We start from the raw sequence: 12,153 nt of genomic DNA, 5'->3' as shown, positions 1-12,153 counted from the left end.
TGCAACAACTGGCGCAGCCGCGTGCCGACGGAGCCGGAACCGCCGGTGACCAGGATCCGGCGCCCGGCCAGCCGCGCCGCCGCCGCATCGCGGTGCAGCTCCACGTTGCGGGTCATGGCGAGTTCCAGCGGGTCCTCGTCCAGCCCGCCCTCGGCTGCCCTGGCGGCCAGGAGACGGCGCGTCAGGACCTTCAGGGCCTCCGTCGTCGCCGCGTCAAGGCCGGCGCGGCCATCGGGCGCCAGGGCGATGATTTCTTGAATCAGGTCAGCGCTGCTTTGCGGCATCGAATCAATCGCCCTGCTGGAGCAACGTGTCATGCACAAGGACAGTGCGGCACGAAGACTTTGTAACGCTCAGTTTCCGCAGTGCAGCATACATGGTCTCACCAAGTAAAGTCGTATTAATTAGATTTAGGGAATCGCACGAAACCGGGCGGGCACAGCGGCCATTAACCGGGATCATTCCCAAAATGATCTTCACTTTCCCGTTTTCTGGGATAAACACCTTTCTCCGGCCGCGTTTCCGCGACCGGAAGCGAAAGGCGGATCGTCAGGCCTTCGGCCCGGTCCAGGCGGAGAAGCCTTTCTCCAGGTTGAACAGCCGCCCGGGATCGTAGCCGGCCGTGGCCAGGGCGCGGATGACAGCCGCGCTCCGCATGCCGGACTGGCAGTAGACCAGCACGTCGCGGTCCCGTGGGATATCGCCCAGCACGCCGGCGGCGGCGGTGCCCTGTTCCCGCAGCGCGCCGATCGCCTCGTCGATCAGCGGCTTGGGGATGCGCAGGGCATCCGGCAGGGTCCCGCCCATCCATTCCGGCGGATTGCGGACGTCGAGCAGCACCATCTCCGGCCCCGCCTCCAGGCGGGCCAGGGCCTGGGCGGCGGAAAGCCCCTGCCCGACCACGGGCGCGGAGCAGACCATCTGCACCTCCCGCAGCACGATCTCGGAGCGCGGCTTGCTGCAACAGGGACAGTCGGGCGCCTTGGCCACGGTGACGGTGCCGAAGCTCAGGTCCAGCCCGTCATAGACCAGCATCCGCCCGATCATCGGCGTGCCGATGCCGGTGAGCAGCTTGATCGCCTCGGTCGCCTGCAGCGCGCCGATCACGCCCGGCAGCACGCCCAGCACCCCGGCCTCGGCGCAGTTGGGCGCGAGTTCGGTCGGCGGTGGCTCGGGGAAGAGGCAGCGGTAGCAGGGGCCGACCCGGGCATCGAAGACGCTGAGCTGCCCGTCGAAGCGCAGCACGCCACCATAGACGTTGGGGATGCCGAGCCTGGTGCAGGCATCGTTGACGAGATAGCGCGTCGGGAAGTTGTCGGTCCCGTCGATCACCACGTCATAGCCGGCGATCAGGTCCAGCGCGTTGTCCACGGTCAGGAAGACGTCGTGCCGCTCGATCACCAGGTCCGGGTTCAGGTCGGTCATGCGCGCGGCGGCGCTTTCCGTCTTCTGCCGGCCCAGGGTGGAATAGCCGTGCGCCACCTGGCGCTGGAGGTTGGTCTCCTCCACCACATCCGGGTCCACCAGCCCGATGCGGCCGACGCCCGCGGCGGCGAGGTAGAGGGCGGTGGGGCAGCCCAGCCCGCCGGCGCCGATCAGCAGCACGCTGCCGGCCTTCAGCCGGCGCTGCCCCTCGATGCCGAATTCCGGCAGGATCAGGTGACGACCGAAGCGCCGCAGCTCCGCGGCGCTGAGGTCCGGCAGCGGAGCATCCGCGAGGCGCGCGCTCATCCGCCGGCGATGCTCGCCAGGATGCGGATCTCGTCCTTGCCGTCGACCGGCGTGTCCAGCCCGTTCAGCAGGCGGATGTCCTGCCCGTTCTTGAAGACCATCACGAAGGGCCGGAGCCGATTCGCGGTGAAGAGATGGCCCCGCATCTCCGGCAGGTCGTCCACCAGGCTGTCCAGCACCGACTGGACGGTGTCGCCCTCGACCGTGACCTGTGCCTGCTGGGCTGTGTATCGGCGGAGCGAACTCGGCACCAGGATAACCGGCATGGAACCCCTTTCGGAACGTGCCAGGGTCCCTGCCGGCCGCTGCACGGCTTCCGGCGGCGACGCCTCGCGGAGAGGCGCCAGGGCCACCGGCATTCATGCCGGGCGGGCGGGGACCCAATGATCAGAAGCACCTATAGAGCGACGGCGTGTCGAAATCTGCAACCAAAATCTCGATTAAATTGACACATAACTACTTGATGTGAATTAAGAGTGATTAACAACGCCGTTGCTCCGGGTCATCCATGGCCCGGTTCAGGATCGGCCCAGGGTCCTCACATTCGCCGCGACACGGCGGCGGGCGGGGGCCATCGCGGCATTGGCGATCTGCCGCGCATCGGCACCCTGCAGCGCCTTGCGGCCCGCATCCATCCAGCCCTGGGTGAAGGCGCGCTGCTTCTCCAGCGCCATGGCCGTCAAGGCCGGGGCGGCCGTGGCAGGTTCCGCCCAGAGGCTGGCCGAACGGAGGGTGAAGACCCACCCGGCCTGCCAGGCGAACAGGCTCCAGCGTGTCATCTCGGCGAAGGCCCCGATGGGGTCCGCTGGGTTCGGTGCGATTTTGGGCATGGGTGCCTTCCTACAGGTTCGGCTACAGCGCCGCCAGGATCGTTTCGGCCTTGCTGGCCTCGAAGGCGCCCGGAGCCTCGATCCCCACATGCGCCACCTTGCCGTCGCGGGCGATCAGGGCGAAGCGCTGGCAGCGCACCCCCATGCCGCGGGCGCCCAGGTCCATCTCCAGCCCCAGCGCGCGGGTGAAGGCGGCGGAACCGTCGGCGAGCATGGCGATCTCCTCGCCCAGGCCCTGGTCGCGGGCCCAGGCGGCCATGACGAAGGCGTCGTTCACCGCCATGCAGGCGATCGCATCGACGCCCTTGGCGCGCAACGCCTCCGCCTGCTCCTTGAAGCCCGGCAGGTGGCGGGCGGAGCAGGTGGGGGTGAAGGCGCCGGGGACGCCGAACAGCACCACCGTCCGGCCGGCGAAGAATTCCGCGGTGTCCTGCTCCTGGGGTCCGTCCGGGGTGGCGCGCATGAGCCTGACCGAGGGGATCGTGTCGCCGGGCTGAATGGGCATGGGCTTCCTTTCCTGCGGGATGCGCCCCGATGGGACTGTGGGGCGCCTGTGCGGATGCGGCGCGAGCGGAGCCGGGCTGTCAAGCGCCAGCCCCCCGGCGAAGCTGTGCCGCCAGCCTTCCGGAACCGCCCGGAACGCCGCCCCGGAGGCGCCTTCGCCCGCATCCGCCAGGACCGTGCTGAAAACACGATGGCGGAGACGGCTTGTCGCCACAGGCCGCTTGCGGGCGACCGGGGAGCCCGCCACATTCAGGGGCGATGGCGAGGCACGCACGAGACGACGACACCCCCGATTTTCCCGAGGACGCGCCCGAGGGAGGCAAGGACACGCCTGCCCGCCGCCCGGCCCGGCGGCGGAGCCGGAAGGACCGCGACCAGGGCATCCGCCTGCCCGACAGCACCTCCCTGACCGGGCAGGTCCTGATCGCCATGCCCAGCATGCAGGACCCGCGCTTCGCCCGCAGCGTGATCTGCCTCTGTGCCCATTCCTCGGACGGCGCGATGGGCATCGTGCTGAACAAGGCCATCGAGAACCTGTCCTTCGACGACCTGCTGAAGCAGCTCGACGTGGCGCCGGTGCCGCCGCAGCGGCGCATCGCGCTGCATGCCGGCGGGCCGGTGGAGGGCGGGCGCGGCTTCGTGCTGCACACGGCGGACTGGTCCAGCGAGGGCAGCCTGCAGGTCGATCCCGAGCTGGCCCTGACGGCGAGCGTGGACATCCTCAAGGCCATCGCCGGCGGCGGCGGGCCGCGCCGGGGCTTGCTGGCCCTGGGCTATGCCGGCTGGGGACCGGGGCAGCTGGAGGAGGAGCTGCAGCAGAATGCCTGGCTCAACGTGTCCCCGGACGAGGCGCTGATCTTCGAGGAGGAGGAGAACGACGCCAAGTGGCGCCGGGCGCTGGCCAAGCTCCGCGTGGACCCGCTCCTCCTGGTGAGCATCGCCGGGCGGGCCTGACCGCGCCAGGGCGGGCCGCTGCGCGGCATCCGGCCCCGGCCCGTTCCGCCACACCCGACAGGAACCGGCGCCGCCGCGGGCCGATGACACCCCGTTCATGTTGTGCGGCCATGCCAAACGTGGAAAACCCCCGTCCCCGGGGGGGCATTCCTGGGAGGGAGCCACGCTCCTTGCCCCCCTCCCGCCCCTGACGTGCCCCTGACATGAAGGAGCCGCGCCGCCCCATGGCCCTCGCCCCACGCCGCCCCGTCCTGTCCCTGCTCCGTGACTTCCTGGACCACAGCGCCTCGGGCAGCCTGGTCCTCATGGCTGCCGCCGCCCTGGCGCTGATCGTGGCCAATACCGGCCTGGCACCGGCCTATTTTCACGCGCTGCACGCCTATATCGGCGGCCTCAGCCTGCTGCACTGGATCAATGACGGGCTGATGGCGGTCTTCTTCCTGCTCGTCGGGCTGGAGATCAAGCGCGAGATGCTGGACGGCCAGCTCGCCAGCTGGGGCCGCCGCACCCTGCCCGGCATCGCCGCCCTGGGCGGCATGGCGGTGCCGGCGCTGATCTATGTCGGCTTCGCCCATGGCGATCCGGAGGCGCTGCGCGGCTGGGCCGTGCCCGCCGCCACGGATATCGCCTTCGCCCTGGGGGTGATCTCCCTGCTGGGGCAGCGCGTGCCGGCCTCGCTGAAGATCTTTCTCGCGGCCCTCGCGATCCTCGACGACCTCGGCGCCGTGGTGATCATCGCGATCTTCTATACGGACAGCCTGTCGCTGCTGGCGCTGGGCGCCGATGGCGTGATCCTGGTGCTGCTCTTCCTGCTCAACCGGGCCGGGACACGGCAGCTCTGGCCCTATCTGCTGCTTGGCGTGCTGCTCTGGTTCTTCATGCTGCAATCGGGCGTGCATGCCACGCTGGCGGGCGTGCTGCTGGCGCTCTGCATCCCCCTGCGCCACCGCCCGGGTGGCGCCGACGACACGGCGAACTCGCCGCTGCACCGGCTGGAGCACGGGTTGACCCGCTGGGTGAACTTCCTGATCCTGCCCATCTTCGGCTTCGCCAATGCCGGCGTCTCCTTTGTTGGCATGAGCCCGGAGGCCCTGCTCGGCCCCGTCTCGCTCGGCGTCGGGCTGGGCCTCTTCATCGGCAAGCAGATCGGTGTCTTCGGCGGGGCCTGGCTGGCCGTGAAGCTCGGCGTGGCGGAACGCCCGGCCGGGGCGACATGGCCGCAGATCTACGGCACCGCCCTGCTCTGCGGCATCGGCTTCACCATGAGCCTCTTCATCGGCCTCCTCGCCTTCCCCACGCATCCGGAAATGCAGGACGCGGTGAAGATCGGCGTGCTCGGGGGTTCGGTGGTCTCCGCCCTCTGCGGCGCCGCCCTGCTGCGCGTCACAGGACGGGCGCTGGATGCGCGGGGCGAGGCGGTCCGGGTCTCCTGAGGCGCCGCTCCCCTGACCCGGGGGCAAGGCCCTGCCCCGCCCCCGATACCCCCGCTCCGCCAGGACCCTGAGCGTCCTGGGCCTCCTCTCCGTGGGCACTCGCCGCATCCGCGCGGCGCCCGCTCCAGGCGGGGTCCCGGGGAGGCCCTTGCCTCCTTGAGCGGAGAGGGTGTGGGAGAGGCAGCGCCTCACCCACGGACGGGGCAGCGCCGGATCAGGCGCGGCGCAGGTTCCACAGGTACGGGTTCGGCCCCTGCAGCACGCCGGAAAGATCGGCGCGGAAGCCGGTCTGCAGCACGAAGATGCCGGTGGGCGCGAAGGGCACGCTGTTCCAGCTCGTCTCCTGCACGCGGCGGAGCGCCAGGGACTGCGCCTGGGCATCCGGGGCATAGAGCCAGTGGTCGATTGCCTCCTCGGTGGCCGGGTCCTCGGGCCAGCCGAACCAGGCCTTCTCCCCATTGCCGCGGATGGCGAAGTTCACCGCCGGGTTGGCGATGGAGCCGGAGGGGGCGTTGGTGGGCAGGATGTTCCAGCCGCCCTCGCCCGGCTTCGCCTTGCTGGTCCGGCGGGCGAGCACGCTGGCCCAGTCCGTCTCCACCAGATCCACGTCGAAGCCGAGCTGGCGCATCAGCTGCGCGGCCAGTCGCCCCTGCGGCGCGATGGCGGCGAAGTCGGAGGCGTTGATGATCACCACCTTCGCCCCCTCCACCCCGGCGGCGCGGATGATCTTCCGGGCCGATTCCAGGTCCGGCGCCACGGGCGCATGGCTCTCCACACCCGGCAGGGTGCAGGGGAGCATGGCATGGCATTCCGCCCAGTCGCCCGGGGCGGCGACGGAGGCCATGAAATCCGGCTGCGCCACAAGGTCGCGCACGGCGCGGCGCACCTCCGCCTTGTTGAAGGGCGGGTGCAGCTGGTTGAAGCGCATGATCCCGAGGAAGCCCATCGGGTCATAGACCTGGAAGGCCAGCCTCGGGTCCTGCTTCAGGGACGGGATCAGGTCCGGCAGCGGGTATTCCACCCAGTCCACCTCCCCGGTCTTCAGCGCCGCCGCCGCGGTCGCGCCATCGGGGATGATGTGCCATTCGAGCCGGTCGAAATGCACCAGCTTGCCGCCCGAGGCGCCGTCGGCGGGTTCGGCGCGGGGCACGTAGCGCTCGTTGCGGGCATAGGCGACGCGGCTGCCGCTGTTGAACTCGTCCGGCAGGAAGCGCCAGGGGCCGGAGCCGGTGATCTCGGTGATGGGCTTGTCGCCCGGCGTCTTCGCGATGCGCTCCGGCATGATGAAGGGCACCACCGAGGCCGGCTTGGCCAGGGCATAGAGCAGCGCCGGGAAAGGCCGGTGCAGGCGGATCGACAGGGTGCGGTCGTCCGGCGCCGTCCATTCCGCCACGCTCTGGCGCAGGATCTGCCCGAACTGGTCGCGCGAGGCCCAGCGTTCCAGCGAGGCGATGCAGTCGCGCGCCCGCACCGGCTCCCCGTCATGAAAGCGCAGCCCCTCGCGCAGCCGGATGGTCCAGCGCTTCCCGTCCTCGCTGGTCTCGTGGCCTTCCGCCATCTGCGGGTGCGGCCGCAGCTTGGTGTCCGTGGCGTAGAGCGTGTCGAAGACGCAGAAGCCGTGCGTGGTGCTGATCGTGGCGCTGAGGAAGACCGGGTCCAGCACCGTCAGCGCCGCCTGCGGTACGAAGCGCAGGGTGCGGGCACGGGTGGCGCCGGAATTCCCCCCCTGGGCCAGGGCCGGGCGGGCCAGGATGGGTGTGGCCAGGATGGGGGCGGTCAGCCCGGTCTTCAGAAGGTCACGTCTTTGCATGCGGGAAGTCCTCTCTCGCTGGTCCCTGGATGCGAGGCGAGGTGCAGGGCCACGGCGCCTGCCGGGGCGCCCGGCGGGGCAGGACGTTCCGGAAAGGGCCGCCCTTCCGTGGCATGAGGTGCACCGATCCCTTCGCCGGTCCTAACCGGGGCAGGTTCCAGGGGTCGCGGGCCGCCTTGCCCGCCTCTCAGCCCGTTATGGGCTCCCCCCGATGTCCGCCCCAGCTATGGGCCAGGGGCGGAACGGCGGCAAGACGCCCGCGCCGCGACGGCGGAGCGATCCTTTGCGCCACCCCCTGGAACCGCCATGGCAGCGGGGCCTATGCTGCGGGCAAAGCCCGACAGGCAACGAGGAAACCGACGCCATGGATGCCGTGACCCAGCCGCCCGTGATCCGCCTGCATCCCGAGGACGGGGTGGTGATCGCGCGCATGGTCCTCCCCCCCGGCACCACCGTCGCCCCCGGGGTGCGAGCGGAGAAGCGCATCCCCGCCGGCCACAAGGTCGCCATCCGCCCGCATGTGAAGGGCGAGGCGGTGCGGCGCTACGGCCAGGTGATCGGCTTCGCCACGCGCGACATCGCCCCCGGCGAATGGGTGCATGTGGAGGAGATCGCGATGGGCGACTTCTCGCGCGACTATGCCTTCGGCGCCGACCTGAAGCCGACCGAATATGTGCCCGAGCCCGCGACGTTCCTGGGCATCCGACGGCCGGACGGGCGGGTGGCGACGCGCAACTATGTCGGCATCGTCACCAGCGTGAACTGTTCCGCCCATGTGGCGGAGCTGATCGCGCTGGCCTTCCGCCGCAACCCGATCACCGGCGAGGACCCGCTGGCCGCCTGGCCGAACGTGGATGGCGTGGTGGCGCTGACCCACAAGACCGGCTGCGGCATGGCGCAGGGCGAGCCGCTGTCGCTGCTGCGCCGGACCATCGGCGGCTATGCGCGGCACCCGAACTTCTCGCATGTCGTGGCCATCGGCCTGGGCTGCGAGGTCAACCAGATCGGCGGGATGATGCAGGAGCAGCGCCTCGCCGACCGGCTGCGCAGCATGGACATCCAGGAGATGGGCGGCGCCCGCAAGACGGTGGAGGCCGGCATCGCCTTCGTGCGCAGCGTGCTGGACGAGGCCAATGCCGTGCGGCGCGAGCCGGTGCCGGCGGGCGAGCTCTGCGTCGCCCTGCAATGCGGCGGCTCGGACGGCTATTCCGGCATCTCCGCCAACCCGGCGCTGGGCGTGGCGAGCGACCTGGTCGTGCGCCATGGCGGCACGGTGATCCTGAGCGAGACCACCGAGACCTATGGCGCCGAGCACCTGCTGACCCGCCGCGCGGTGAGCCCCGAGGTCGGGCAGAAGCTGGTGGACCTGATGCACTGGTGGGAGGACTACACCGCCAAGGAGGGCGCGGAGATCAACGCCAACCCTTCCCCCGGCAACAAGGCCGGCGGGCTGACCACCATCCTGGAGAAGAGCCTGGGCGCCATGGCCAAGGCGGGCCACACGAACCTCGTGGAGGTGTACCGCTATGCCGAGCCGGTGGCCGCCAGGGGCTTCGTCTTCATGGACACGCCGGGCTACGACCCGGTGGCGGCGACCGGGCAGGTGGCAGGCGGCGCCAACCTCGTCTGCTTCACCACCGGCCGCGGCAGCGTCTTCGGCGCCAAGCCGGCACCCAGCCTGAAGCTCGCCACCAATTCCGCGATGTACGAGCGGATGCAGGACGACATGGACATCAACTGCGGCACCATCCTGACCGGCGAGGAAACGGTGGAGCAGTGCGGCGAGCGGATCTTCCGGCAGATCCTGCGCGTGGCCAGCGGCGAGCGGACCAGGAGCGAGGAATTCGACTTCGGCGCGGCGGAGTTCGCGCCCTGGCAGATCGGCGCGACGGTCTGAGGAGCGGGCGGCGGCCTTTCCTGGTCGCGTCCCGCTTTGCGGTTGCCCACCGGGGACCGGAGCCGGCTCCCGAACCCCGGAGTTTTCATCGGTTACGGAGGATGCCCTACATCTCGTTCAGCCGGATCGAGCCCTGGGCGACCCGCAGCGCCCAGGGCAGCGGCAGCAGGCGCGAGGCCAGCACGATCAGCGAGGCCCGCGCCCGGCCCTTCAGGCTGCACGCGGCGGCCGCGGCGGCGAGTTGCGCGGCGAGGCCAGGACCCCGGCGCCCCTCCATCCGCGACAGCAGCCCCTCCAGCGTCTGGATGCGCCAGTTCCGCGTGGCCCAGCGGGTTTCCTGCGGCTCCAGCCGGAGTTGCCCGGCCGTGCTGGACAGGCGCTGCACGCGGGTGCGGTAGCCATCGAGCCACACGGCGATGTTGGCCCGGTTCAGCCCCTTCACCGCATCGCCGAAGGAGCGGCCATGAACGCGGTAGAAGGCGACCGTCCTCTCCGCCACCGCCACCCGGCCGAAGAGGGGCACCGAATCCATCAGGTAGGTGTCGGCGCCGATGCCCTGGACGGTTTCCGGCAACGGCATGATCCGCTCCAGCACGTCGCGGCGCCAGGCATTGCCCGAGGTCGGCGCCGAGACGACGGCGCCCGGGCCGGTGGCCAGGATGCGCGCGCCGAGATCGCCCTGCGGCGCGCTCCGCCCCGGCAGGCGCCGGCCGAGCTCCTGCCCGCCGGGGCCCACCACCGTCATGTAGCCCTGGGAACGGACGACGGCCGGGTCGCGGAAGGCGTGCAGATGCGTCAGCACCGCATCGGGGGCCAGATAGTCGTCGGCGTCGAGGAAGATGACGATCCCGCCGCGGCTGGCGGCGAAGCCCTGGTTGAAGGAGGAGATCTGCCGTCCTTCCTCCTTCAGGATGACGCCGATCCGGTTGCCGTAGCCGGCGATGATCTCGCGTGAGCCGTCGCTGGAATAATTGTCGACCACCAGCACATCCAGGCCGAAATCCCGGCCCGCGCCCTCCTGCTCCAGCGCGCTGTCGATGCACTGGCGGATATAGGCCGCGTAGTTGTGGCTGGTGATAATGACACTGACATGGGACCCCGTGGCCCGGCCCGTGCCCATCCACGCAGCCGCCGTCGCAGCGCCCCCCTGGGAGGCTTCTGCGCGGGGGATGGCCAGCCGGTCTTTCATCGGGCCTGCTTTCTGCACCGACCTGCCCTTCTTCCAGAGTAGCGGCCGAAAATTACCCGAAAGCCATATTAAAAAATAGTTCATTCCAATGAAAAGGAGACAGGCGGATGCGTTTCCGCATCCGCCCGCGCTCCGGCCGGGAAGGCGATCAGCGGGCCGGGTTGGCCGCGTTGAACTTGTCGATCAGGGTCGAGGCCGCGGCCACGCAGGCCTGGGTCGACTCGTTCTCGGCGCAGCGGATGCTCATCTCGGTGCCGTTGCGCTCGATCCGGAAGGACGCGGCGCGCGAGGGCGACGGGCCCATTGGCCGCATCATCGGCGGGCCGCCGCGCCAGCCATGGTGGGGGCCGGGGCCACCCTCGGGCCCGCCCGGGCCACCGGGTCCACCAGCCCCCTGGGGCCGCTCGGCCTGCGGGCCGCCCGGAGGCGGCGGCGGGGTCTGGGCGATGGCCATGCCCGCCGCGCCGAAGAGAGCCAGACCGGCGCCGAGAAGAAGGATCTTCTTCATGGGAAATCCTCACCGTGTTCCTACGGCAGGTCGGCGATTCCCGACCCATCCGTGGAATCGGAAATAAGCACCCTCATCTCTTCTGTCCCGGCCAAAGTTGCGACAGATTGTTTCTGTTCCGTGCTACGTAAACACCCTGGATTTCCCATGCGGCTTTTCGAGGAAATCTTTGCCTTGCTTTCGCCATGCCAGGGAGTTTGCTTCGTCACGACATGAGAGCATGGTCATGCCCAGGATTGAAGCGAAAGCATGCCCACGCGCGTTCATGCCGTCACCTCAAGGGAGCAGCAGACGGTGAAACACCGGATCACGGCCCATACGATGGCGCTGGGTCTCGGACTTGGGCTGGCGCTGGGCGTCGTGGCGCCCGCCTCGGCGGCCCCCGGCTACGCCACCGGCGATGTCAACCTGCGCGCGGGGCCCGGCACCGCCTATCCGCGCGTCGCCATGATCGGCGCCGGGGCACCGCTGGAGATCTTCGGCTGCCTCGACGGCTACAACTGGTGCGATGTCGGCGCCGGCGGCATGCGGGGCTGGGTGTCCGGCAGCTACCTGCAATATGCCTATCAGGGGCGGCGGGTGCTGATCCCGGAATACGGGCCACGCATCGGCGTGCCGATCGTCACCTTCGACTTCGGCGACTACTGGGGCCGCTACTATCGCGGCAGGCCCTGGTACAGCCCGCATGACCGCTGGGGTGGCCCGCCCCCGCCGCCCTACCGCCCCGGCCCGCCGCCGGGCCCGCCGCCCGGCTGGTACGGGCACCCAGGCGGCGGGCCCGGTGGTGCGGGCTGGGAACGTCCCGGGCACCCGCCCGGTCCCGGCTATGGCCCCGGGCCCGGTGCCGGCCCCGGTGGCGGCCCCGGCCCTCGCCCCGGCCGCCCACCCGGGCCGGAATGGGAGCGCCATGGCCCCGGGGGACCGGATGGGGAGCGCCGCGGCCCTGGCGGGCCGCCGCCCTACTGATGCGCCCCGCGCGTGGGGCAGGTCCTCGCGCGCGGCAGGCGATCCTGGCTCTTGCCACGCCCGCTCAGGAAAAGGTCCTGGGTTCCGCGCGGTCCGCTCTTGCCCCCCCTGGCGGCCGGCTCCCAAGGGCGGCCCCCCCGGGTTGCGCCCAAAGATCACGCCAAGCGGCCATCCCGGGCCGGCGACCTCGCGCCTGGGTTCCGGCCGGCAGTTCCGCCCCTGGCCCGTCCCTGCCCCGACTCTCCCTCCCCGGCTCCATCCGGCCATGGGCGCCTTACCCCGGCGCGGCTATAAGCGCCCCTCGCCAGCGCCCCGTCCGGCCCCCGCCCCT

At 70.6% G+C, this 12,153-nt stretch carries 12 protein-coding genes and 1 riboswitch; of the genes, 4 read left to right on the top strand and 8 right to left on the bottom strand.

Annotated features, from left to right (window positions below; genetic code table 11):
- The 5 genes from ROTAS13_RS10985 to ROTAS13_RS10965 all read right to left on the bottom strand — a co-directional run.
- Positions 1-284 (bottom strand): hypothetical protein (locus tag ROTAS13_RS10985; RefSeq protein WP_216348633.1); only part of this gene is annotated, 284 nt, incomplete at its 3' end.
- Positions 285-549: 265 nt separating this feature from the next.
- Entirely contained in the window at positions 550-1,731 is a 1,182-nt protein-coding gene (gene moeB / locus ROTAS13_RS10980; RefSeq protein ID WP_019461307.1) for a molybdopterin-synthase adenylyltransferase MoeB, read from the bottom strand.
- On the bottom strand, positions 1,728-1,997 hold the full coding sequence (locus ROTAS13_RS10975) for a MoaD/ThiS family protein (protein ID WP_026033223.1): 270 nt from the start codon (positions 1,995-1,997) through the stop codon (positions 1,728-1,730). Before ROTAS13_RS10975 ends, moeB begins: the two co-directional genes overlap by 4 nt.
- 252 nt (positions 1,998-2,249) lie before the next feature.
- On the bottom strand, positions 2,250-2,561 hold the full coding sequence (locus tag ROTAS13_RS10970) for a hypothetical protein (protein WP_075822341.1): 312 nt from the start codon (positions 2,559-2,561) through the stop codon (positions 2,250-2,252).
- 22 nt (positions 2,562-2,583) lie between these two features.
- Complete coding sequence (locus ROTAS13_RS10965) at positions 2,584-3,066, bottom strand: peroxiredoxin (RefSeq protein ID WP_019461304.1); 483 nt, start codon at positions 3,064-3,066, stop codon at positions 2,584-2,586.
- Positions 3,067-3,323: 257 nt separating this feature from the next.
- Between ROTAS13_RS10965 and ROTAS13_RS10960 the strand changes: the two genes are divergently transcribed.
- Complete coding sequence (locus ROTAS13_RS10960; RefSeq protein ID WP_019461303.1) at positions 3,324-4,019, top strand: YqgE/AlgH family protein; 696 nt, start codon at positions 3,324-3,326, stop codon at positions 4,017-4,019.
- 224 nt (positions 4,020-4,243) lie between these two features.
- A complete protein-coding gene (nhaA, locus tag ROTAS13_RS10955) occupies positions 4,244-5,452 on the top strand; it encodes a Na+/H+ antiporter NhaA (RefSeq protein ID WP_083755479.1) in 1,209 nt (402 codons plus the stop codon).
- Positions 5,453-5,666: 214 nt separating this feature from the next.
- Here the strand turns inward: nhaA and ROTAS13_RS10950 are convergent, their stop codons facing one another.
- Positions 5,667-7,262 (bottom strand): ABC transporter substrate-binding protein, encoded by a 1,596-nt coding sequence (locus ROTAS13_RS10950; RefSeq protein WP_075822339.1) that lies wholly within the window; start codon positions 7,260-7,262, stop codon positions 5,667-5,669.
- A 109-nt stretch (positions 7,263-7,371) separates the two neighbouring features.
- Positions 7,372-7,481: riboswitch (TPP riboswitch) on the bottom strand.
- Positions 7,482-7,626: 145 nt separating this feature from the next.
- Between ROTAS13_RS10950 and ROTAS13_RS10945 the strand changes: the two genes are divergently transcribed.
- Positions 7,627-9,159: a UxaA family hydrolase gene (locus tag ROTAS13_RS10945; RefSeq protein ID WP_216348632.1), complete on the top strand. Its 1,533-nt coding sequence runs from the start codon at positions 7,627-7,629 to the stop codon at positions 9,157-9,159.
- 106 nt (positions 9,160-9,265) lie between these two features.
- Here the strand turns inward: ROTAS13_RS10945 and ROTAS13_RS10940 are convergent, their stop codons facing one another.
- Positions 9,266-10,279 carry a glycosyltransferase family 2 protein gene (locus ROTAS13_RS10940; RefSeq protein ID WP_075822338.1) on the bottom strand — a complete coding sequence of 338 codons (1,014 nt, stop codon included), beginning with the start codon at positions 10,277-10,279 and terminating at the stop codon, positions 9,266-9,268.
- Positions 10,280-10,496: 217 nt separating this feature from the next.
- A complete protein-coding gene (locus ROTAS13_RS27125) occupies positions 10,497-10,856 on the bottom strand; it encodes a hypothetical protein (protein ID WP_075822337.1) in 360 nt (119 codons plus the stop codon).
- A 249-nt stretch (positions 10,857-11,105) separates the two neighbouring features.
- Between ROTAS13_RS27125 and ROTAS13_RS10930 the strand changes: the two genes are divergently transcribed.
- Positions 11,106-11,822: an SH3 domain-containing protein gene (locus tag ROTAS13_RS10930; RefSeq protein ID WP_083755477.1), complete on the top strand. Its 717-nt coding sequence runs from the start codon at positions 11,106-11,108 to the stop codon at positions 11,820-11,822.
- Positions 11,823-12,153: the final 331 nt, after the last annotated feature.

This window comes from Roseomonas sp. TAS13 (assembly GCF_001950415.1).
Lineage (GTDB): Bacteria > Pseudomonadota > Alphaproteobacteria > Acetobacterales > Acetobacteraceae > Roseomonas > Roseomonas mucosa.
This window is presented reverse-complemented; position numbering and strand designations above follow the sequence as displayed.

Coding starts and splice junctions, on each gene's coding strand:
- moeB (WP_019461307.1), bottom strand. CDS start 1,731: ATGAGCGCGCGCCTCGCGGATGCTCCGCTGCCGGACCTCAGCGCCGCG.
- ROTAS13_RS10975 (WP_026033223.1), bottom strand. CDS start 1,997: ATGCCGGTTATCCTGGTGCCGAGTTCGCTCCGCCGATACACAGCCCAG.
- ROTAS13_RS10970 (WP_075822341.1), bottom strand. CDS start 2,561: ATGCCCAAAATCGCACCGAACCCAGCGGACCCCATCGGGGCCTTCGCC.
- ROTAS13_RS10965 (WP_019461304.1), bottom strand. CDS start 3,066: ATGCCCATTCAGCCCGGCGACACGATCCCCTCGGTCAGGCTCATGCGC.
- ROTAS13_RS10960 (WP_019461303.1), top strand. CDS start 3,324: ATGGCGAGGCACGCACGAGACGACGACACCCCCGATTTTCCCGAGGAC.
- nhaA (WP_083755479.1), top strand. CDS start 4,244: ATGGCCCTCGCCCCACGCCGCCCCGTCCTGTCCCTGCTCCGTGACTTC.
- ROTAS13_RS10950 (WP_075822339.1), bottom strand. CDS start 7,262: ATGCAAAGACGTGACCTTCTGAAGACCGGGCTGACCGCCCCCATCCTG.
- ROTAS13_RS10945 (WP_216348632.1), top strand. CDS start 7,627: ATGGATGCCGTGACCCAGCCGCCCGTGATCCGCCTGCATCCCGAGGAC.
- ROTAS13_RS10940 (WP_075822338.1), bottom strand. CDS start 10,279: ATGGGCACGGGCCGGGCCACGGGGTCCCATGTCAGTGTCATTATCACC.
- ROTAS13_RS27125 (WP_075822337.1), bottom strand. CDS start 10,856: ATGAAGAAGATCCTTCTTCTCGGCGCCGGTCTGGCTCTCTTCGGCGCG.
- ROTAS13_RS10930 (WP_083755477.1), top strand. CDS start 11,106: ATGCCCACGCGCGTTCATGCCGTCACCTCAAGGGAGCAGCAGACGGTG.